Source organism: Citrobacter sp. UYEF32 (assembly GCF_040546205.1).
Classification (GTDB): domain Bacteria; phylum Pseudomonadota; class Gammaproteobacteria; order Enterobacterales; family Enterobacteriaceae; genus Phytobacter; species Phytobacter diazotrophicus.
Map to the genome: position 1 here is coordinate 39,074 of NZ_JBEPNI010000004.1, position 21,429 is coordinate 60,502.

22 protein-coding genes and 1 pseudogene are annotated in these 21,429 nt (G+C 50.8%); 11 read left to right on the plus strand and 12 right to left on the minus strand.

Features of this window, described 5'->3' with window-relative positions:
- The first annotated feature begins 11 nt into the window (after positions 1-11).
- The 4 genes from ABIB59_RS11650 (at position 12) to ABIB59_RS11665 (ending at position 3,369) form a co-directional block, all read left to right on the plus strand.
- Positions 12-431, plus strand: a complete 420-nt coding sequence (locus ABIB59_RS11650; protein WP_079497793.1) for a hypothetical protein — start codon at positions 12-14, stop codon at positions 429-431.
- Positions 432-792: 361 nt separating this feature from the next.
- Positions 793-1,491: a GNAT family N-acetyltransferase gene (locus ABIB59_RS11655; RefSeq protein ID WP_039077658.1), complete on the plus strand. Its 699-nt coding sequence runs from the start codon at positions 793-795 to the stop codon at positions 1,489-1,491.
- An 85-nt stretch (positions 1,492-1,576) separates the two neighbouring features.
- Positions 1,577-2,272, plus strand: coding sequence for a response regulator (locus ABIB59_RS11660; protein WP_039077659.1), 696 nt, complete (start codon positions 1,577-1,579; stop codon positions 2,270-2,272).
- A 179-nt stretch (positions 2,273-2,451) separates the two neighbouring features.
- Positions 2,452-3,369: a bestrophin family protein gene (locus ABIB59_RS11665; RefSeq protein ID WP_039077660.1), complete on the plus strand. Its 918-nt coding sequence runs from the start codon at positions 2,452-2,454 to the stop codon at positions 3,367-3,369.
- Between the two features lie 56 nt (positions 3,370-3,425).
- Here the strand turns inward: ABIB59_RS11665 and ABIB59_RS11670 are convergent, their stop codons facing one another.
- Together ABIB59_RS11670 and ABIB59_RS11675 are read right to left on the minus strand one after the other, a co-directional pair.
- Positions 3,426-4,259: an MBL fold metallo-hydrolase gene (locus tag ABIB59_RS11670; RefSeq protein WP_354035520.1), complete on the minus strand. Its 834-nt coding sequence runs from the start codon at positions 4,257-4,259 to the stop codon at positions 3,426-3,428.
- A gap of 18 nt (positions 4,260-4,277) precedes the next feature.
- Complete coding sequence (locus ABIB59_RS11675; protein ID WP_039077662.1) at positions 4,278-5,069, minus strand: OBAP family protein; 792 nt, start codon at positions 5,067-5,069, stop codon at positions 4,278-4,280.
- Positions 5,070-5,341: 272 nt separating this feature from the next.
- Here ABIB59_RS11675 and ABIB59_RS11680 point away from each other — a divergent pair, with 272 nt between their 5' ends.
- Positions 5,342-6,274: a nucleoside recognition domain-containing protein gene (locus ABIB59_RS11680; RefSeq protein WP_039077663.1), complete on the plus strand. Its 933-nt coding sequence runs from the start codon at positions 5,342-5,344 to the stop codon at positions 6,272-6,274.
- 134 nt (positions 6,275-6,408) lie between these two features.
- Here ABIB59_RS11680 and ABIB59_RS11685 read toward each other — a convergent pair whose 3' ends face one another.
- Both ABIB59_RS11685 and ABIB59_RS11690 read right to left on the minus strand, forming a co-directional pair.
- Positions 6,409-8,088, minus strand: coding sequence for a glycoside hydrolase family 43 protein (locus tag ABIB59_RS11685; RefSeq protein ID WP_354035523.1), 1,680 nt, complete (start codon positions 8,086-8,088; stop codon positions 6,409-6,411).
- Between the two features lie 57 nt (positions 8,089-8,145).
- Complete coding sequence (locus ABIB59_RS11690) at positions 8,146-9,585, minus strand: MFS transporter (protein ID WP_162303324.1); 1,440 nt, start codon at positions 9,583-9,585, stop codon at positions 8,146-8,148.
- Positions 9,586-10,257: 672 nt separating this feature from the next.
- Between ABIB59_RS11690 and ABIB59_RS11695 the strand changes: the two genes are divergently transcribed.
- Entirely contained in the window at positions 10,258-10,740 is a 483-nt protein-coding gene (locus tag ABIB59_RS11695) for a hypothetical protein (RefSeq protein WP_354035525.1), read from the plus strand.
- 100 nt (positions 10,741-10,840) lie between these two features.
- On the opposite strand, the gene ABIB59_RS11700 is transcribed toward ABIB59_RS11695, so the two are convergent.
- On the minus strand, positions 10,841-12,319 hold the full coding sequence (locus ABIB59_RS11700; protein ID WP_079497788.1) for an MFS transporter: 1,479 nt from the start codon (positions 12,317-12,319) through the stop codon (positions 10,841-10,843).
- A gap of 117 nt (positions 12,320-12,436) precedes the next feature.
- Here ABIB59_RS11700 and ABIB59_RS11705 point away from each other — a divergent pair, with 117 nt between their 5' ends.
- Positions 12,437-13,447: a helix-turn-helix domain-containing protein gene (locus ABIB59_RS11705; RefSeq protein WP_354035898.1), complete on the plus strand. Its 1,011-nt coding sequence runs from the start codon at positions 12,437-12,439 to the stop codon at positions 13,445-13,447.
- Positions 13,448-13,490: 43 nt separating this feature from the next.
- Here the strand turns inward: ABIB59_RS11705 and ABIB59_RS11710 are convergent, their stop codons facing one another.
- The 3 genes and pseudogenes from ABIB59_RS11710 to ABIB59_RS11720 all read right to left on the minus strand — a co-directional run.
- Positions 13,491-14,018, minus strand: a complete 528-nt coding sequence (locus ABIB59_RS11710) for a GNAT family N-acetyltransferase (RefSeq protein WP_354035527.1) — start codon at positions 14,016-14,018, stop codon at positions 13,491-13,493.
- Entirely contained in the window at positions 14,015-14,578 is a 564-nt protein-coding gene (locus tag ABIB59_RS11715; RefSeq protein ID WP_354035529.1) for a helix-turn-helix domain-containing protein, read from the minus strand. The genes ABIB59_RS11710 and ABIB59_RS11715 overlap by 4 nt, the downstream gene beginning before the upstream one ends.
- A gap of 236 nt (positions 14,579-14,814) precedes the next feature.
- A pseudogene (locus ABIB59_RS11720) lies at positions 14,815-15,069 on the minus strand (hypothetical protein); the annotation flags it as partial.
- A 97-nt stretch (positions 15,070-15,166) separates the two neighbouring features.
- Between ABIB59_RS11720 and ABIB59_RS11725 the strand changes: the two are divergent.
- From ABIB59_RS11725 to ABIB59_RS11735, 3 genes are all read left to right on the plus strand, one after another.
- Positions 15,167-15,619 carry a MarR family winged helix-turn-helix transcriptional regulator gene (locus tag ABIB59_RS11725; protein ID WP_125123948.1) on the plus strand — a complete coding sequence of 151 codons (453 nt, stop codon included), beginning with the start codon at positions 15,167-15,169 and terminating at the stop codon, positions 15,617-15,619.
- Positions 15,620-15,934: 315 nt separating this feature from the next.
- Positions 15,935-16,363 (plus strand): RidA family protein, encoded by a 429-nt coding sequence (locus tag ABIB59_RS11730; RefSeq protein WP_132438716.1) that lies wholly within the window; start codon positions 15,935-15,937, stop codon positions 16,361-16,363.
- Between the two features lie 230 nt (positions 16,364-16,593).
- The gene (locus ABIB59_RS11735; RefSeq protein ID WP_232034379.1) at positions 16,594-17,082 is read left to right on the plus strand and encodes a PaaI family thioesterase; all 489 of its coding nucleotides are present in this window, start codon (positions 16,594-16,596) and stop codon (positions 17,080-17,082) included.
- 130 nt (positions 17,083-17,212) lie between these two features.
- On the opposite strand, the gene ABIB59_RS11740 is transcribed toward ABIB59_RS11735, so the two are convergent.
- The 4 genes from ABIB59_RS11740 to ABIB59_RS11755 form a co-directional block, all read right to left on the minus strand.
- The gene (locus ABIB59_RS11740) at positions 17,213-17,536 is read right to left on the minus strand and encodes a DMT family transporter (RefSeq protein WP_108700734.1); all 324 of its coding nucleotides are present in this window, start codon (positions 17,534-17,536) and stop codon (positions 17,213-17,215) included.
- A gap of 4 nt (positions 17,537-17,540) precedes the next feature.
- Complete coding sequence (locus tag ABIB59_RS11745; protein WP_354035532.1) at positions 17,541-18,212, minus strand: glutathione S-transferase family protein; 672 nt, start codon at positions 18,210-18,212, stop codon at positions 17,541-17,543.
- A gap of 262 nt (positions 18,213-18,474) precedes the next feature.
- Positions 18,475-18,909, minus strand: coding sequence for a carboxymuconolactone decarboxylase family protein (locus ABIB59_RS11750; protein ID WP_039077671.1), 435 nt, complete (start codon positions 18,907-18,909; stop codon positions 18,475-18,477).
- Between the two features lie 28 nt (positions 18,910-18,937).
- Positions 18,938-19,372 carry a GNAT family N-acetyltransferase gene (locus ABIB59_RS11755; protein WP_125123946.1) on the minus strand — a complete coding sequence of 145 codons (435 nt, stop codon included), beginning with the start codon at positions 19,370-19,372 and terminating at the stop codon, positions 18,938-18,940.
- Between the two features lie 71 nt (positions 19,373-19,443).
- Between ABIB59_RS11755 and pdxR the strand changes: the two genes are divergently transcribed.
- A complete protein-coding gene (gene pdxR, locus ABIB59_RS11760; protein ID WP_354035535.1) occupies positions 19,444-20,883 on the plus strand; it encodes a MocR-like pyridoxine biosynthesis transcription factor PdxR in 1,440 nt (479 codons plus the stop codon).
- Positions 20,884-21,429: the final 546 nt, after the last annotated feature.

A 21,429-nucleotide genomic window follows, 5' to 3' on the forward strand; every position in this document is an offset into this window, starting at 1 on the left:
AGAGCTTCTCAATGAGACTGGCAGTCATTAGCACCTTATTTTTGCTTTCAGCGTCAACGTCCGCGCTGGCATCAACATCGAACGAAGAGACAGTCGCGGCAGCGAAAGTCACCCTGGGCCAGGCGCTGTATAAGTCTGCGCTACTTACCGGCGCCATGCCGGAAGAAGGCAAAGCAGACCCGGCAAAAATGGGCCAAAAAATGGGGGCCGAAATGTCCGAGCGCATCAATAACGTGGTGATTGGCGGCCTGAATCAGGGGGCAAATTGCGACGACATCACCACGAATATTCAAAAAAGTTTTGAGATCATGCAAAGGGACGCGGTCAACCAGTTCTCCTCCTCTTCCGCCATTAAAAAGGCACTGGATAATGTGCCGCTCAGCGCCGCACAGTACGCCGCTGCGGAATGCCAGAATTTAACCAGTCAGTAATATATTGTTCGATCCCGGCGGTGAAAGCCGCTGAGGTCACTCTTCTGCCTCCCCTTTCCGGTATTGTTAACAAGCACTACACTGGCACAATAATAGTGATAAAACCCATTCCAAAGAAAATATTCACTCGTATGCTTTTCCATATTTTTATTACGGAAATTTTTCTTATGGTCAATAAAAAAATACCAGATGGACGAAATAAACATCCTCTTAATAATTACGTATAGCACCGCGAAATTATTTTATTGCCGGGAAACACGATCGCGATCGTATTATCGAAAAGCAACCATTGATATAATTAGCATTACAATGCAATGGTTTTTAATTCAGTCAGAATTACATTCATTTAAGGGGAAATGTTATGCAATACCGAAACAGCTACGGCCAGTGTCTGGGGCAGGAAATGCAAGACTGGACGCCCAGAAGCACCCCTGAAAAATTCTCCCTTAGCGGAAATTATTGCATGGTTACACCGCTATCTGTCGATCATGCAGAAGATTTATTTCATGCCTGGCAAAGTATTGATGATGATCGTGACTGGACCTATTTACCTGGAAAACGACCCGCCACCAAAGAGGCGTGTTATAACTATTTTCGCGAGCTTATCGGCGCAAAAAATGGCATGCACATGTCGGTTATTGATAAAAATGACGACACCGTGAAGGGCATTTTCTGCATCACAAGGATTAATCCACTACACGGCACGTTCGAGCTTACGGATATCAACTGGACGCCAGCGTTAAAAAAGACACGCATCAGCACCGAAGCGATCTATTTAGTATTGGCTTATTTTATTGATGCGCTCCACTACCGCAGATGTGAATGGCGTACAAACATTTTCAATGACGGGGCGATTAAAGCTGCCGAGCGCTTCGGCTTTCGCAAAGAAGGAATATTGCGGGACAAAAAAGTGACTAAAGGCCACTCGGAAGACCTCGCGCTGTTCTCAATCATCGCCAGCGAATGGCACGATTTAGAGATCCCGATCAAAGCCTGGCTGAGAGAGAATAATTTCGACGGTCTGGGGCGGCAATTGAAAAAACTTAAGGATTTTCGCTAAGTAAACCGCCGTGGCCCCTGATATCGCAAAGCCGTTGCCCAGGGTATCATCATGCTTAACAGGTGCTGTGCAACAGGAAGAGGCGATGAGTCAACGTCGGGTGCTGATAATTGAAGATGATGCCGATGCGGCGGGCGTTCTTGAGGCCTATCTTAAGCGGGAAAATTTCGACATTGCGATTTGCGGCGACGGACGCATCGGGCTTGATATGGCGCGGCAGTGGAAACCGGACCTTATTCTGCTTGATATCATGCTGCCGTCAATGAACGGCAGCGAGGTGCTGGCCGCAGTGCGTCGCGACGGGCTTACGCCTGTCATTATGATTTCGGCGATGGGCGATCTTCCCGATAAAATTGGCGCTCTGCGCTACGGTGCGGATGATTACATCGTCAAACCCTACGATCCCAAAGAGGTGGTTGTGCGGGTCCAGGCTGTATTGAGACGCTGTCATCATCAGGCTGAATCGCAAGAGATCCTGCGCTGGCAAGGTCTGGAAGTCGACACCACAGCAATGACCGCCACGGTAACGGTCGACCATCAAAAACCGGTTTTACTTGAGCTGACGCCCACCGAATTTTCATTATTAACCCTGCTTATGCGCTCACCCGTTCGTGCCTGGTCGCGCCTCTCATTACTGGAACAGTGCCTCCCGGAAAGCGATGCTCTTGAGCGTGTTGTGGATACCCATATTTATAATCTGCGCAAGAAACTCGAATCCGCCGGAATCACAGAGGTGCTGCTCAACGTGCGTGGCATCGGCTACCGGTTCCGACAGCCATAACCCCTCCGGGCGATCGTTTCGCACCCGGTCTGCGGGTGCGTGATGCCTTACTAAGCCCTGCGTTCTACCTCCTCCTTTCGCATCAGCTTGCGGGAAAATCCGATCAGGCTACAATTCCCGCGCCGGATTCACACCGGCCACCTGCAAACAATAAAACAAAAGACCGTAAAGGAATCCGTATGATCATACGTCCACCTCAGAGCTGGTTTGTGCGGCTCTTTAACTGGCATGGCTCCGTGCTGTCGATGATTATCTTCCGGCTGGGACTGAACCTGTTCATGTCTATCGTGGCGATCATTGCCTGGCCGTACTACGAAAATCTGAACATTCACCTGACTGTTGCCCCGTTTAGCCTGCTGGGTATCGCCATTGCCATATTTCTTGGCTTTCGTAACAACGCCAGCTACAGCCGTTACACCGAAGCGAGAATGATCTGGGGTTCGGTGACGATCACCTCCCGCAGCCTGATGCGACAGACCGTTAGCGCCCTGCCTGACGATACGGCAATCCAGCAGAAGCTTTCCCACTACCTGACCGCGTTCAGTTGGTGTCTGAACCACCAGCTTCGCCAACAAGATGCCACCCAGGATATGCAACGTTTGCTGCCTGCGGACGCGGCGGCCGAGGTGATGAAAAGCACTTCGGCCTGTCATCGCATCCTGATTTTCATTGGCAAGGAGTACGCCAGCCTGCGCCGGGAAGGCAAGATCAATGATTTTGTCTGGCAGAATATCGATGAGAATCTTAACGAGCTGTCGCGTTGCCTGGGGGGCTGCGAGCGTATCGCCAACACGCCGGTTCCCTTTGCTTATGCGTTGATTTTGCAGCGTACGGTCTATCTGTTTTGTACACTTCTGCCGCTGGCGCTGGTGTCCGACCTTCACCTGATGACACCGTTTGTTTCAGCGTTTATCTCTTACGCTTTCCTGTCATGGGATTCGATTGCCGAAGAGATGGAGCATCCGTTTGGTACACACCCCAATAACCTGGCGCTGAACGCCATCTGCACCACGATAGAACGCAATCTGATGGATATCACCGGGCAAAGTCCGCTGCCGCCATTGCCTGTACCGGATAAGCGTTTCAACCTGATTTAAACGACCACTCATGCGGTTATCGCGACCTGAAACGGGTCGCGATTAGACCGACGTGCTTAGTGTTCGGGGGCCGCTAACGTCTGCAACTCTTGCGCATCGTGGCTACAGAAAAAGGTAATTTCATCGCCGTGGCGGCAGGAAAGCGCCCGAAGCCGCTGCTGGTTATGGCGTCTGGCATCATTATCCATTGCCATCATCCACTGATAAAAACGCAGGCCCGGCGTACAGTGGCGCGTTGGTTGACGCATTTCGCCACGATAAAACCATGCATCGCCACCGTGCAGCAGCCAGCCCTGCGGCTGGCGAATGGCAATCCCCGCATGCCCCAGCGTATGACCCGCCAGCGGGACCAGCAGGATGTCTGGCAGCAATCCTTCAAGCGCGGTCACCGCCTCGAAGCCATACCAGTTCTCCCCTTTTGGCTGATAGCCAACCCAGCCGGAAGTACCGCCCCACTGTCCGGGTCGATAGCGTTCTCGCGCCAGCCAACTGTGGCGCTGATGCGCGGTATCTATCTCTTGTTGCAACAGATGTATCCGGGCGTGAGGAAAGTCGGTAAGCCCACCCGCATGGTCAAAATCAAGATGTGTCAGAATAATATGCCGCACATCCGCCGCGTTAAACCCGAGCGCTTCTATACGTGCAAGCGCCGTCAGCTCTTGCCGCCGTTGGATATTATTCATCAGGCGGAAAAAGCCAGACAAACGCTGACCGGGGTGGCGCATATCGTCACGACCGAACCCCGTATCCACCAGAATCAGCCCATCCCGGTCCGTTTCAATCAGCAAACAGTGGCAGACCAGATGCGCGTGAAGCCCTTTACTGAACCCATCATAAAACGCGCCGCCAAACGGGCACATGCAACCACAGTTGAGGTGGTGAATTTTCATTAGGCCTCCGGATCATAGTCACTTTGCCTGCAGGGTTTGCTCGGATGCGCCAAAATGCGCGGTTTCGCCCTGTGCATGCTCACCGCCGCCGGTTGTCCGCTTGAGTTGAATTACCTCGCCGCGTTGCCATGCGTTAGCGCCGTCGACGACAGGGTGGGCCACCAGATCTTCACGCTCACGCTTGATAGCCTGCGTTTGCACATTAAACCGACGGTCTCTGTCTGCCAGTAGCCGGGGATCAAGCTGCCCTTCCCCGGTAAAGCCCATCATTAGCGCCGGAATACCCAACGGCAGGGTCTTGTCACGATCGGTATGCCAGGTGTGCCAGGTTTTCCCGTACGTATTCACAATCTTTTTCATCAGTGACTTATCCGCCACTGCCGGTAAACCAGGGGCAATGAGACTCCCGGACTTCACTTCATACTGGTGGCTATGCCAAAGCTTTTTTTCTTCTGGCGGCAGGGTCTTAAATAAACGTTCGCTAATGATGTACTCAACGCCCATCAGCCGTGCATCTTTGGTGTTGCTGTCATAAATCACGGCCTGCATGACATCGTCATTAAGCACCGTCACATAGTGATGGGCTTCCATCTGGCCATTTTTATCGCCGTTATAGAAATGGAACCCGTCGAGGTAGGCGCTTATCGCATCGACTGGCGGGCGGGATTGAATCATTTGCGCACCGGTTTCGAGGGTGCGCATTTGGGCAGAGGTTTTTTCGCCGGGAACGGGGGTTTTCGGCGGCGAATTATTCGCCCCACATCCCGCTAACGCCAGGCTTGTTAACATCAATAGAGATAATGGTTTCATCCGCTCTCCTCACCACAGTGACATTATTGAACGTAGTACACTAAAGGAGATTGGACGATAAAAATCTTAAACTAAGCGGGATAATAAAAATAATACGCTACAGAATTACCGCATTTGGCATGATATTCCCCAATGCGTCAGACGTTATCCTTATGTTCGTCAGCCAACAAAGCGTCACTTCCATCCGACTAAATTATAAAAGCACGACATGGATTTTACTTACAGTCGTGGAGGTGTAGATTGCCTTGCGTGGATCTTCACTGGATAGCTTAATGAATATTATTGATGTCATTATGTCAGCAGGAAAGGCGTCTGTTGATGTTGCGCTTTACACGCTTATTCCCGTCATGGTTGTCATGCTCATCGTGATGAAATACCTGGAAGCAAAAGGCGTTGTCGATGCCGTGGTTCGGCTGACCGCGCCAGTGCTCAAGCCCTTTGGTATTTCCGGGATCGCCATCTTCGCCCTGATACAACTCAATTTCGTCAGCTTTGCCGCCCCCATTGCCGCCCTGGCCATTATGGAAAAAAGAGGCACCTCAGAGCGCCAGCTTGCCGCCGCGCTGGCAATGTTATTTGCGATGGGCCAGGGCAATGTCTTCTACCCGTTGATCCCTTACGGGCTGCACTGGGGAAACGCCATCATCATTTCGATTTTTGGTGGGCTGGTCGCCGCTGCGGTCACTTATCATCTGTTCGGGAAAAAACTTTCCAGCACCGTTCAGAACGCGGCACCTGCCGAAGCGTTTAACGATAAATCATCGTCCAGTCTGATCGGTATCATTAATGGCGCGGGGGCAGATGCGATACGCCTGGCGCTGGGCTCGCTCCCCATGTTGCTGCTCTCGCTGACCATCGTCGGCATACTAAAAGAAGCGGGAGCGATAGACATTCTGACCCGGCTACTCTCGCCGCTGATGGCCTATTTCAGCCTTCCCGAGGTGTATGTGCTGCCAACGCTGACCAAGTGTCTGGCGGGTGGAACAGCCTACTTCGGGGTGATGTCAGAGCTTCTGCGAAAAGGGCTGGTGACGCCAGAACAGATGAACGCCTCGGCGGGCTTTCTGATCCAGACCTTCGACCTGCCAGGTATCGGGATTTACCTTGGGATCGCCAGCCGATTTGTCAGGCTTTTCCGCTATGTCATCCCCGGTGTGATTGTCGGGATCGCGGTGCGCAGCATCATCCACACCCTGTTGTATTAGCGATAAGCGACCCGTTTACCTGCAAAAAAAGGATTACCGGCCCCCTACTGGCCAGTAATCCTTTTAGGGTCATCGCTAACGTTTTTTGCCTTGCAGTAATGCTCTCGGGATTTAACTGAATCTGCGTTTAGCCATTAACTAAAGCGTGATTCGCTCCCCTTCCAGCTATAAGTGTCATTTGCAACTAACGAATCACCCAGTTCCTGGTAAGCGAAATGGTAAAACTCTGCGCTGGCACCATAGCCAGAGTAATCTACTACCGCCAGACCAACGAACGCCCCGGTAAAGAACCCACCATAACTTTGCAGAACATAATCATCAGAGAGAATGGCGGCATCCAGTTTGACCGGGATTTCAGTGAATTGCACCCCATCAAAGCTGTATTCATAGGTATAACTTTGCTTACGAACTTTGGTGCGGAACCAGACATACTCAACGCCTTCCGGGATCTTGATGGCCTCATCTTTCAGATACGAGGTATATTTCCCGCGATTATTCTCAGCTATTTCGATCACTGATCCATTAATTTCATTCCAGGTGATGAAAACAAAGCTCCAGTGACGATCATTATAGTAATTCGTTAACCCTGCCATTTGTTGATAATTAAACGGGTTAAATTTTACTTTAACTTGAGCATCAAAATAAAAAGCCTGCCAGCGTCGGGCAATAAGCGAGAGGTCATGGGTATTTGCTAACGAACCTTGCCCAACTAAGGTTAATTTCCCATTACCCGTGGTGCCCATTTTTTCGCTGAACGGGACACGGAGCGTATTCCAGTTGGGATCGAGCGTTGCGGTTTTAAACTCGTCATACTGGCTATGGTCTTTTGCGCTTTCGGTGTAAATGGCATCGACGGGGCCTTCAACAAAGGTTTTCCCCCCGTGGCCGCCATCGATACGCGGCCAGCCCTCTTCATCCCAAAATACTTTCTGGATAGACGTTTCCCGGCCCAGGGTTGACCAACCGCGAGGATCATAGGCGGACTCACCGACACGATTCCATGGACGAGCGCAGAGCGAGGCGTAATACCATTCACCTTTGGGCGTCGAAACCAACGCGCCATGCCCCTGTTTTTGGATGTAGCTGTCCGGGGTATCGACGTTCGTTAAGAAAACGTCTCCGGGCTCTGTTTCAAAACTATTGGCGTCCAGGGTTTTCGAACGCGCAACCACCTCCTGGTGGGTGAAAACGGTGCCTCCCTGAGCGGCAAAGAGATAATAATATCCGTTTATTTTGTAGAGATGCGGCCCCTCAACAAGTGCAACGGCAGTGCCCCGATAAAGGGTACGCGCGGTTTCTGGTTTCAATTTTAGGGTGCGGGTATCAAACTCAGTCAACGTGATACCGTCAAAGGGGTGATGGTATTCCCTATGGTCCCAGGTTTGTTGCACTAAATATTTACGGCCATCGTCGTCATGGAAAAGTGACGCGTCAAAACCCACGCCATTAAGCTTAATGGGATCTGTCCAGGGCCCGCGAATGTCGGTTGCGGTGGTCAGGTAGTTTGTCATGTCTTTAAAGGCACCTTCTGTGACTTTGACATCCGTATACACTAACCAGAATTTGCCGTCAGCATAAGAGAGATCCGGAGCCCAAATCCCACCAGAGGAAGGATTGCCTTTCATATCTAACAGCGCGGTTGTTGATAATGGCGACGGCAGAAGATTCCAGTGTTCCAGGTCTTTTGACTCATGTAAACGAACGCCAGGGAACCATTCAAATGTGGAATTCGCAATATAGTACGTGTCATCTACACGGATAATACTTGGGTCTGGGTTAAATCCAGGTAATATAGGGTTTTGAATAACTGACATATCGTTTACCTTTTTAAATTATCCATTTTGTATTTATTATCATTTTTAATTTTTGAACTATACACGAATCTCATCAAGTTGACGGTTGATATCATTGACATTGTCATCTGAAATTGGATAGAAGTGAATGGCAACCATCGACATAATGGCTAACACCACCGGGATCCAGATAGCCGTCATATTTATTCCGGCGATAGCATTGGCATGCTGATATACACTGGTTTCGTTAAAGCCATAACCGGCCAGTAACCACAGAGGAAGCGCACCGCCAATCGTAAAACCTATCTTGAAGAAAATACCCATAATCGCGTTAATGATTGCGGCATTTCGCTTGCCTGATTTCAATTCGCCATAGGCAATCACTTCCGGAACAAGCGCCCACATAAAGCCAGTAGCCGATGTTAAGCCCCACTGTTTAATAAAGGTGGCGATGTACGCAAGCCAGAGGGCATCATGCATTCCGTCGAGTGACCAAATGTAAGTGAGAAATTCACCGACAATAAACATGCCAAGGAAAAGATGGAAAAAACCTTTTTTACCGAAAATCTTCTTAAGTTTTGGCCAAAAAACCGGGAATAAGATACCTGGAATTGAAGCTACCAGACCCACAGCCCCCATCCATTCTGAGTGGCCGACAACAAACTGATTGAAAAAGCCATTAGCCGTGTTCATGACAAACATGAAGGTAAAGGCCAGCATGAAAAACAATCCGAGAATAACAAGCGGTCGGTTATTTTTGAGTTCAAGGAAGAGGTCTGTCGTTTTTACGTTAGCTGTTTGTTCTTCGGTAGCGACGACGCGTTCTTTGGTTAATTTATAACAGAGGAAAAGAGCAACGGCCCCAATAACCATATAAATAGAGTAAACACCAAACCAGGCGTAGTTAGCAGAAGGATCGGTATAATTCCCCAGATTGAGATGCAGACCAAAAAAACCCGTATCCTTGAGGCTTCTGTCTTTTGGCGCAGCCATTTGCACAAACATGGGGAACAGCGTGTAGACAAGCAAATTAGCACTGTTGGCCAGCATCATTCGTGTACTTGTAAGCTTATCAATTGATTCAGGATCCCTTGTTAATGAAGCATTAAGAGAACCATAAGGGATATTTACAACGGAATAGACTAAATCCAGAGCAAGGTAAATAATAAAAGCAAAGGGAACTGAACCTCTCACCCCAGGAATGGGGGCAAAGAGTAAAGCAGAAAGAATAACGAGAGGAATGCCTGCTCTTAAAAGCCAGGGGCGATATTTACCAGCTTTTGAACTTCTTTTGTCAACATAGGTTCCTACCATCGGGTCCCAAATGACATTGATGATACGGACAAAAAGAAATATAAACCCTGCGGTTGCTGTACTGATCGTATTCACAGTGAGCATGTGAAGAGCAAGGAAACCACCTATCGTACCAAAAACAAGGTTTTGGGCAAAGTCGCCCATCCCATAACCAATGCGTTCCACACGAGTTAACTTATGATACTCATCATGTCGATTGTGTATTAAGTTTTCACTCATTTTAATCACATCTCCGGTTTATTTTATAAATGAGGAATACTTTCTGACACAGGTAAGCCCGCAAAATCCATTACGTTTTTGGATTAAGTAATTATGTTTTTTTACTAGTGTGATCATTAGAACAAAGGACTTATACAAGCCGCACAACCCCGATGTTGACTGGTAATTCGCCAGTAATACCTGCGGCAGATGAACGCACCTGGCAAAACCGACATTTTATTTCAGCGCTTTTCACCTCTAAAAGCGAGAACGCCAGATGATTCCTGGGGATTTGAATACCTTGCCACATTTTTTTGCGACACTGCTCACAATTAAGCATTCTCTTAGCCATCGAGTGAAATAACGTAATTGAATGACCGGCCAGGAGAACAGAGGATGTACGCAGCCATCGTTTATTCATGGTTTCGTTCATGCACAGAAACGTTCGCGATATATTGCCATCGTGCTTCATTGTTCAACACATTAATACTTAGCCTGGTTAATGGAGCTGGTGAGACGCTGTCGTATTTATTTCTAAGCTGTCGTGTCGTTGCCACGCGTTGAGAATCTCCAGACGCACAGTAATGTCAATGCGGCTTCGGGTTTGTATAGTGATGTGACAGGCGTATATGCTGGCAGCACAATAGCAGCACGGGAAATAAGCGGATACCAGGATTAATGATGTTCAGGCAGCTCGATAACGTTACGCTTCAAATCAGAGAAGAACCCACCACGACAGCGATGGGTAAATACGAGGTGCTGATTGCTGAAAACAGGACAGGTATTACCGTTCCGGTTCAGATACTGGAGGCTGCTGTTCAGGTGGATGACAAACGGCTGTTGTTATTCCTTACTGATGATACGCCCTTCGAGGAAATGCTTAATATTGCGCTGATTGATCTGGATGATGGGGTGAAAGAGATACTGACGCTGGGTGGCGCGTACCTGACAGGATCGTTTACAGACCTGCATATAGCGCCGAATGCCGTTGAGTTTAGCTTTATCGGTGAGACAACATGGCGGATTGAAATCCCACCGTCACCCTTTGTGAAAGTGCCTTTTACCGGCGATCCACGTGGTGTTTCGCGTTCTGTGGCCGTGAAACATTACATTAAAATTACTGCCAACCCTCCACCCGCGCGGATAGACGGTAGTCGCTAAAGGAGGAATAAGCGGGCAGTGTCAGTTTCGCCTGTTACGGTATTGCCATCATGGTTTTCCCGGATGGCGGTGCAGGCACCTTATCCGGGGCTACACTTGCTTAATCAGGGCATGAGGTTACTCGTCCGCACGCCGCCTTCGTTTTCAGGTTAAACAGTAAATAGCTTGCCAGAGACAGGCAACCTACCCCCACGGCCCCGTATATCAGCACACCGGAAAAGCCTTCGGTAAGCACTGCTGTAATGATATCGCGGCTCAGCGAAACCTCAGCCCCACCGGCTATGCGTTCTGCCAGTACAGACTTGTCGCTCACGGTGTTCATATGGTTTTGCAAACTTTCGGCTATCCCCGAGACCAGTAGACTCCCCATGAGGGCAATATTGATGGAAAGCGTGATGAAGCGCGCGCTGATATCAATCCCGGATGCCATTCCAACGCGGTCAGGCTCGACGGATCCCGTGGTAGCGTTAGTGACAGGCGTATTGGTCAATCCCAAAGCGATCCCTGAGAGCAGCGCTCCAGGCAGCAAACTGAGCTGATATGTGACTGCCAGCGCCATCAGCGCAAAACCCAGGCCTATACAAAATAGCCCCAGCGGAATGACGCGCGAAGCGTTGAATCGCAGCGCTAATTTTTCCCCCAATGGCGGCATTAATAATGTCGGCAGCGTGTAGGCCAGAAGCGCCATACCGGTCGCCATACTGCTGTACCCAAGCCCACTTTGATAATAAACCGGCAGATAAATCATCAGCGGCCAGAAGCTGAAATTCATGCCAATCGCCCCCATAAGCGCACCGGAAAAAGGCCTTATGCGAAACACAGAGAAATCAAACATGGGGTGTGAATGCCGTGTCTCAATAATGACAAAGAGTGCAGAACTGATTAAGGTGGCAAGAAAAATTAATCGCACTTCCAGGCTACTCCAGCCGATACTCCCGCCCTGAGTAATAAGCCAGGTGACGCCAACAACGCTCATCGTCAGGGTCATTAAACCAGCAACATCGAGTTTTTTTGTCGTGTTATCACGTGATTCCACGACGTTGTTCAGCGCCAGAACCAGGGTGAGTAAAGCAATAACGCCATGCACCAAAAATACCCATTGCCAGCTAAACCACGCCACTAACATCCCGCCAATAATGGGGCCGAATCCAAGCCCAAATCCAAAGGTGATCCCCCAAGCGGCAAACGCCCGGCTACGTGCTTTTCCTTGTGGAAACTGGAACGACAGTATGGCGATCAGGCTGGTTAACATCGCGCCGCCGCTTAATCCTTGCAAGAAACGCCCAACGATAAGCCAGAATGCGCTTTCAGCCATGCCGCATATTACCGAGGTCAGGCCAAAGCCAATGATGCTGATAATAAAAATGCGTTTACGCCCATATCTATCCGCTAATGTGCCGGTCGCCATTAATACCGCCGTGCATGAGAGGGTATAGGCATTCATGATCCACTGCAGCTCGCGAAAATTGGCCTGCATCTGCTTTTCCAGCACCGGCAAAATAACCGGAACACTGGATATTTCCAGTCCCGACATTAATGCGGCCAGACACACCGCCATCAGCGCTAATATGTTCTTCATACTCAGTTCCTGTGAAACGTTAACAGGGCGCCAGCATGAAAGATTTACGTGGCAGTAGAAATCCATGTCCGTGTCAGTTATCGTCAAGATCGTGCCATTTTCAACAACAAGGTTTCTATGCAGATCGCCTCCCCCCTTCACCGCCCTTCTTTTACGCTTAAAAACCGGCGCATGGTGCTGCTGGCATATGAATGCCTCTGCACGTTTGAATTTGGTATTGCCGCCGAAGCGTTTGGACGCGTTGATGAGGTGCTGGGTCAACCGCTTTATGATCTGCGCGTGGCGTCGTTAGAAGACGGTGCTTTTGGCGCACAGGGGGGTGTTCTAATGGTGGTTGATGGCGGACTGGAACTACTGGAAGATGCCGGAACCATTGTCATTCCCGGCTGGCGCAACGTCTATGAATCGGCCCCGGAAAAGCTTATCGCGGCATTACAAAAGGCCTACCAGAAAGGCACACGGCTTGTCGCGATTTGTGCCGGGAGTTTTATACTCGCAGAGACGGGATTACTGAACGGCAAACGCGCGACTGCCCACTGGAACAGCACAGAAATTCTTGCACAGAGGTTTCCTGAGGTGCAGGTGGAACATAGCATGATCTACGTTGATGAAGGCAATATCGTCACCTCGGCGGGCGGCGCTGCGGGTGTCGATTTATGCCTGCACCTTATCCGGCGCGATTACGGTATTGAAGTCGCCAATCGCTGTGCGCGCCGAATGATTACCCCGCCCCTGCGGGAAGGCAGCCAGGCGCAGTTAATCCAACAACCCGTCCCGCAACGTCAGGCCAAAAGCCTCGCGCCATTGTTGGACGATTTGCGCAATCACCTCAATACGCCCATGGTAATTGAACAACTGGCTCGCAAAGTGGGGATGAGCCGTCGAACCTTTATACGTCGATTTTATGACGCCACCGGTACCTCACCGGGAGAGTGGATGCTCAACGTTCGCCTTGAAAAAGCCTGTACTCTTCTGGAAAGCGAAAGGTTAAGCATCGATCATGTTGCAGAGCAGGCCGGGTTCGGCTCACCTGAAACGCTGCGCCATCATTTCAGACGGCGATTTAAAACGACGCCAACGCAATGGCGCAAGGCATTCCGCGAGCGAGCAATGATGCCCGCCTGCTGATACAGACAGTATCATTGCCCACGGCTTTTATTTTTAGCGGTAATCAGTGCGTTGGATTATTAATTTTGTACATAAACGTTGTCGTCTGAAGCGTATTATCGATAGACCTTGCGTAACAGGGGATTGTCCCGGCAATCTGCCAGCCCAGGGAAAGATATAAATCGCTGGCGACATCGCCACTGCGTGTATCAAGAACAAGCAATGAAATCTCTTTTTCCCAGGCCATAGCCTCTGCCCTATTCATTAACTCTCTGGCAATCCCCTGACGACGCGCCTGCGGGTGAACGAGCAGTTTGGATATTTCAGCACGATGACGCCCATTAGGCGTTCGGCAATAATTAATGAAAACGGTTGCGGCTAAAAACCCGTTATCGCGGGCGATAAATAACTCACAGTCGAGACTGGCAAGACTATAAATTTTATCTTTCCAGAAGCTATCAATTGCCCGACGATCATTGGGATCGGTAAAACCTACGCTTGCCCCATCCTTTACACAAGCCTGTAATACGTCACCTAATTCCGGTAAGCATTGATGCGCCTGTGTAGCACTGAGAATTTCATATTCAATCATGATTTACATACCACCAAAATGTAATGGGCACCGAGGCTTTCATGCGCGCTAAAAGATGAAGAGCCTGATAAATGAAAACGTAAACTGTCACCTTCTTTCAAGGTCCAGTGTTCACTGTTCATCGCAATGGTTAATTCACCGGAAGATAACCATATATATTGTTCAAGCCCCTGAACGGGAGGGTTGGAATATTCAATGAAAGCACCAGGACGTAATTTTCCTTCAATCACCTCGCATCTGAATTGATTCGAAGGAGGTATTAACATGCGTCGCTCAAACCCATTAAGCTCATCCTGCCACAGGGTTTGTTGGTCAACCCGGAACAGATTATCCGCAGCCTGTTCAACCTCGCTAATAAGCCGGGACATCGTCATTCCGTATACAATACAGAGTTGGTTGAGGACCTCTGCTGTCGGGCTGACTTCACTGCGTTCAATGCGTGACAAAGATGCCCTGCTGATGCCTGACGCAGCGGAAAGCTCCTCAAGCGACCAGTTATGTTGTAAGCGCAGCGCCGCCAGGCGTGCGGCTAATCGTGCTCTGTAATCTTCATTGTTCATGACACATCTCTTATGTGAGAATTTATTCCCATAAATGAGATTACCGATTACTGAAATACTGTCAAGCGCTATTGCACCGCTTAGCGTTTAACCCTCCCCGGACTGCGGGCGCTGGGGTGGTTAAGGGCTTCATTGTGTTTCAGGTAAGGGGAGCTGAAAACGCGTTCGAATCGCTGTAGCGATACCCGATGCATCGAGCCTGCAATCAGCCAGTAGCGTTAGCGGGTCGCCATGGTCAATAAGATGACGTTGTCAAGCCTTTCTCGCCCTGCAACCGAGATAGCTGCCAGCGATTCAGGCTGATCCATTTCGCCATCGCCCAGAAACGCCCACACTTTGCGCCCCTGATGTTCCAGCATTCCACGATACTCGAGATAGCGCATAAACCGGGCCTGATAGACCGCAGTCAACGGGCCAGGCCCCATCGATACCGTCGGGAATTGCCAGAAGTCGGGCATCAAACGGGGGTGTGGGTAGGAAGAGAGGCCATCTCGCCCGAATTATGAATTGCAAATGCAATCCTCGCGTTCGCAATGCTAAGTCAGGTATAATTGCAATTGCAACTAAAAAAAATGAAAGGAGCCCGCCATGGAGAAGAATCAAACGGATCTCTGGTTTTCGTTTGTACGCGCTCATCGCTTGATGATTCGTGAAGTGGAGAGCCGTCTGGCAGCCGCGAAACTGCCCGCCTATGCCTGGTACGACGTACTTTGGGGGCTGGAAAGTGGGCAAGGCGGCACCCGTCGGATGCATGAACTGGCCGATGCGCTGGCGATAGAGCGCTACAATCTCACGCGTCTGGTAGACCGCCTGGAACAGGAAGGGCTGGTCGAGCGCACCCGTTCGCCCGATGACGGTCGTGCGGCGTATGCCACCATCACTAAGGAAGGGCGTGCGCTACGCAAGAAGATGTGGAAAGTCTATGAAAGTGCGGTGGCAGAACTTTTTCTGAACCAGTTCAGTACCGATGAGCAGAGCACCTTTTCTGCCGCGCTGGACCAGGTCGCTGCTGCGGCCCGCGCACAAAAGGCGCTGCGTTAACAGCGCCACAGAATAACGCCCGTATGCCTTTGGCATGAAGGCGTTCACCCGCTCAGACATGGTTCGAACCGCCAGGCGCGTTACACCTTTTTGCCGAAAACGTCTGTAAGAGTGAACCCGCCGAATTGCTGGCCGCATTCATTACCGACAGCCATTGTGGTCCCCTTGTGATACCTGAGTGAGGATTTCCCAGGGCAAATCATCAAGCCTGGAATATGAAAATAATTCCCGCTCAAACAGGGTTGTCAGCGTGTATTCTGACCCGTGCGTGAATACGTTTTTTTGGATGCAGCAACGGTAAATACAGGTGAGATGATGACTGAACATATAACGAATAAGCCGGGTGGGAATTATGTACCCGTTATTATCCATGACGGGCTGGCTTATGTGAGCGGGCAGCTTCCGCGTAAAGGTGAAACTCTACTTTATTCAGGAAAAGTGGGAATGGACATTGATCTCCCTGATGCCCAACAGGCTGCTGCTTTTTGTGCAGACCTCTGTATTGCGGCAGTGAGTGAGGCCGCAGGCGGTGAGGAGAATATTATCCAGGTGCTTAAAGTGGTTGGGTATATTGCTTCTGCGCCTGGTTTTACCCAGCAAAGCCAGGTGATGAACGGAGCTTCCGATCAACTCGTCGCAAGGCTTGGGGCAAGGGGCTCCCATACCCGAACCTCGGTAGGTGTCGCTGAACTCCCTCGGGGCGCGCCTGTTGAGCTGGAAATGATAGTCGCGGTGCGAAAGTAGAAATCATTCCCGGTAGAAAGCCTGGGCTGTTGCAATAGTTTTTATAAGCCTCCAGGGATACGGAGGCAAATCGGTTTGCAGATAACGGGCATAGTGTTGAGAGAGAATATTAATTTATTCCCGAAAATTTCCATCAACATAATACCCATCGGGCGTTTCTGGTTATTCCGGGAAATGACAAATGTCCTGCGTTATTTCCATAGCGGCGGTCTTTATCCGTACAGAGGGTTATGATGAAAGAAAAGCCTGTTTATATCCCCGTTCTGGAGTTTTTGCAGCGCCAGTTGCAAGGAACACTGGACGAGACAATGACAACACATATGAATTATCCCACTGCCATCTCACGACTACTTGGTTTCAGTATTGTGGATGTCGGGGAAGCGACAGCGACCCTTGCGCTTGATGCCGATCCGGCACTTCACGGAAATCAGCAAGGTACCGTCCACGGCGGGCTATTATGCGAACTGGCGGACGCGGCGATTGGAACGGCGCATTCTACCTTAATGAAAAAGGATGAAAGTTTTACCAGCATCGACATTAAAACCACGTTCCTGCGCCCCGTATGGCGTTCACGTTTGTTGGCTACCGCCAGGGTGGAACATCGCGGTAAAATGATCAGCCACTACCGGTGCGAAATAGCGCGCGAGGACGGTAAAGTCGTCGCCATTATCACAAGTACGGTGTTAACGCTGACCGGTGAAAAAGCCAGGGGAAGATAAGATCTGCGTTATTACCGATAAAATAAGGGGTAAATGCTCCTGCCTCTATTCTCTGTTTTAGCACAGCGGCCTGTTAAGCCACTGTGTCATTAACGTAGAGGCACTACCGCCAGCCGGGCCAATGATGTGCTTACCCCGTTGTTTCGCAGAAACGTAATCCGATAATGCCAATAAAAGCCAGCCCCATAAAACACATCCGGGGCCAGCTCATCTCATCCTGAAAAATCAGCATACCCGCCAGCACCAGCCCAATCGTTCCTGTGCCGGTCCACATGGCATAAGCCATTCCAACAGGCAGGGAACGCAGCGCCAATGCAAGCAAGTAAATACTGCCCAGCCCAGCCATAACGGCGATGATACTTGCCCCGAGCCGGGTCCACCCCGCGTTTAATTTGAGGGAAACGCCCATCACGATCTCAAGGGCTGCGGCAAGAAACAAATAGGTCCACGCCATAGACTTACTCCTCACTGGAGGTTGATCGTTGCCTCGTTGCTCTGGAAGTCGGCTTACTCGCATGAAGTCCCGCTTGTACTGCCGGTCGCGCGGCGATCACATGAAGCCACCGCTTGAGGTGCGGGTAAGGCGTAATGTTCAGCCTCAGCTCGTCCCAGGTTCGCAGCCAGGTGAATGCGGCAATATCAGCAATGCTGTAGTTTTCACCAGCGAGGAAAGCAGACTCACTGAGCCGCGTATCCACAACCTGGTACAGGCGCAGTGATTGCGCCTGGTATCGCGCTATTGCCTCGTCATTGACCGTTTTGGCGCCATGCAAAAACCACCACAACTGCCCCAGCATTGGGCCGATACTGCCGACCTGGAAAAATAGCCACTGCTGCACGGCAATGTTTTCCGCTTCTGTCGCGGGCAGCAAACACCCCGTTTTCGATGAGAGCCAGGAAAGGATGGCACCCGACTCAAAAATGCGCAGGCCGGTTTGCCGATCAACAATCGCGGGGATCTTGCCATTCGGGTTGATCTTAAGGAAATCGGGTTGATGCTGATCCCCCTTGCCAAGATCAAGATCGAACTGCTCATACGCCAGGCCGGCTTCTTTCAGAAAAATGCTGACTTTTTGCCCGTTTGGCGTATCCGCCGTATAAAAAGCGAGGTCGCGGGTTACCTGTGTCATGTTTATCCTTATTGTGTGATTGTATTGCAAATACAATCGTTGCAATTGCAATCATAAGCCACTCAACATGGCCGTGCAACAAGCATCTCAACGCGATCATGCTTGCGGCTGGAACCGCTTCATATCGCAGATATGATTTTCAAAGGAGAACAACAGGTATCCGGGAGATTGGCCAGGCGAAAATAGCGGACTCAGGGAGTCGGGGGCTGTATTTGAGATGCAGAGTACGCATTCCGGCACGTCCCTGAGCCGGACATACGAATTACTGACGCATGCCGATCGCCAGGCGGTTAAATGCGCTCATCAGTGCAATCGCAAAGGTCAGATCGGAAATTTCAGCTTCGCTGAAATGGGCCGCCAGAGGGGTATAGTCTTCGTCAGGAGCATGCGTTTTATCGACATGCGTCAGCGACTCCGTCCATGCGAGGGCAGCACGTTCACGTTCACTAAATAATTCGCTGACCCGCCAGCCTGCCAGGCTGTCCAGTCGCGCAGCGCTTTCACCGTCGGCACGCAGGGCTTTGGCGTGCATCTCAAGACAAAATGCGCAGCCGTTAATCTGCGAGATGCGCAGCCAGACTAACTCAATCAGCGCTTTCCCGAGGCTGCTCTTACTGAGCGCCTTTTTGGTCGCAGTAAAGCCGTTATACGCTTCCGCGGAAAGGGTGTAATAGGGTAAACGTTGTGGGGTGCTCATCAGGTTATCTCCGGTTATTAAAAAAACGTCATATTAAGGACTGGCGAAAGTGCATACCTACCGCCAGCAAGCCTTGTCGATAGTAGAAACGTTGGCCCAGCGCATTACCTAAACCGGTATCCAGCACCAGGTGAGTACAAGTCTGAGCGCGCGCCTCTTCACGCAGAGCATCGATTAATATCGCGCCCAGACCGAGGCTGCGGGCATGGGGCGCTGTCACAAGGTCATCCACATACAGAAAACGCCCGTACAGCAAATTTTCAGAGATCCGGTAGCCCGCCAGAGCCAGTAGCTCTTGCTCCTGCCAGACGCCCAGCAGGCAATACCCCTTCTCAGCCTGGCGATGAACGCGAGTGATAAAGTTCTCTGCATCGGTCAGGTGTGGTCGCAACTCCCGCATCACCAGGTACGCGGCATGGAGCGCCCGTTCACTTTCCACCTTATGTACTTCAAATGTCGCCATACGTTTCTCCTGTCTGATGGCTGCAATATATCGCCGCAATGACCTATGCTACAGTGACAAGAATTATCTAAATGACCAGGACAAAGACCGTGAAAGCACTGATGCCTGAAGCCACCTGGCAGCCGGACACACCGCTCTATTTGCAGCTTTATCAGCGATATCGCGACGCCATCACTGCCGGTCGGTTACGTCCAGGGGAACGTGTGCCATCAATACGTAATCTCGCCAGCGAGCTTCACGTGGCGCGGGGAACGGTGGAAATGGCTTATCAGATGCTGGTGAGCGAAGGCTATCTTGTGACGAAGGGAGCGGCAGGTACCCAGGTTTCCCCCCAACTGGCGAGGCTGCCGAACGCCGGAAGTCCGCCGCGGGGACGCAAAACCTCTGAGGCACAGGCGTATCAGACGCGCCTGACGGGGAATATTTTACCGTTTCAGCCAGGTGTTCCGGCGCTGGACGCGTTCCCACGGAAAATATGGTCTCGCCTGTCAGCACAAACACTGCGCCTGATTGAGTCAACGGTGATGACTCAGCCCGATCCGGCCGGATACGCGCCGCTTCGGGAAGCCATCGCCACCTACCTGGGCATCTCTCGCGGTATCGCCTGCACGCCGGAGCAGGTCTTTATTACCATCGGCTATCAGGGGGCGCTTGAACTGCTGTGTCGCACCGTTTTACGGAGCGGTGACGAAGGCTGGTATGAAAACCCCGGCTATTTTCCCGGCAGATATTTTTTGCAGCAAATGGGCATGACACTGACACCCGTTCCGGTAGATAAAGAGGGGATACAGGTTGCCACCGGGGAGCAACTGGCACCGAACGCCCGTTTTGCTGTCGTTACCCCTTCTCACCAAAGCCCCACAGGCGTCGCGCTGTCCTTACCCCGACGCCTGGCATTGCTGGCGTGGGCGAACCAAAAAGACGCCTGGATCATAGAGGATGACTACGACAGTGAGTTCCGCTACCACGGCCACCCACTCCCGGCCCTGAAAAGCCTCGACCATGAGCAACGTGTGCTTTATACCGGCACCTTTAGTAAGGTTCTTTTTCCCGGCTTACGTCTGGCCTACGTGGTGGTGCCCCCCTCTTTGCAATTGACCTTTGACGAGGCCGTTAATCACTGGCCAGGGCCGGGATCGATTCTGCCGCAAGCGATGGTGGCAGCGTTTATGCAACAGGGGCATTTTGCCCGCCATTTGCGCAAAATGCGTCAGTTGTACGCCATCAGGCGCGGTTATCTTGTAGAGGCACTTGAACGTGTTTTCGGCTCATCTCTGCATATCCAGCCACAGGCCGGGGGAATACAGGTTCTGGCTTACCTGAATGAACATCAATCCGATAAAGCACTGGCAACGGCGGCGCTGGCGGCAGGGCTGGGCGTCAAGGCGCTCAGTGAATGGGATGCAGGCACCCCGCCGCAAAACGGGCTATTGATGGGATTTACCAATTTTACCAGTGCGCAAGAAGCACATGCGGCGGTGAAACGGCTGTCAGCGCTGTTATCGCCCTGATGTCGACTCCTGGCAGGGTGAAAATCACCATCGTTACCCAGCGGGCGGGTGCGGGCAAAGCGCGTTTGGTATTCGCGTTGATCCGCCCCGTTAATTAATACACAGCAATGTTAGTTTTGAGGCGACGGTTTTCATCCTTCCGATCTTTTATCTATTTGATATCAGTGGCTTGCATAGCGCCGTACTTTACTTTCCAGTTGTAATAGCTGACCTCGACGCACCTCAGAACGGCAATGATCTCATGTTCGGTAAATCGGGCTTTACGCATGGCTATCTCCTCCGAGGAAATAACCACTATGTCGGAAGATTTCTAAAAGAAAATAACTCCTTTTGCAGGGAAAGTTACAGATGAAGCCGATACTGTTCTTATCACCCAACAGATAGCAAACTGGGGCAATATTCAAGAAAATCTGGTCATTTTATCAAAGAGAAGAAACGCATTTTAATCACTGACAAGCTCATAAATTCAAATGAGGCAATAATTAACCTGGCCATAAAATAGGGTTTTGACTCTCATGTTCTCTTGACCAGAATCAGAAATAAAAA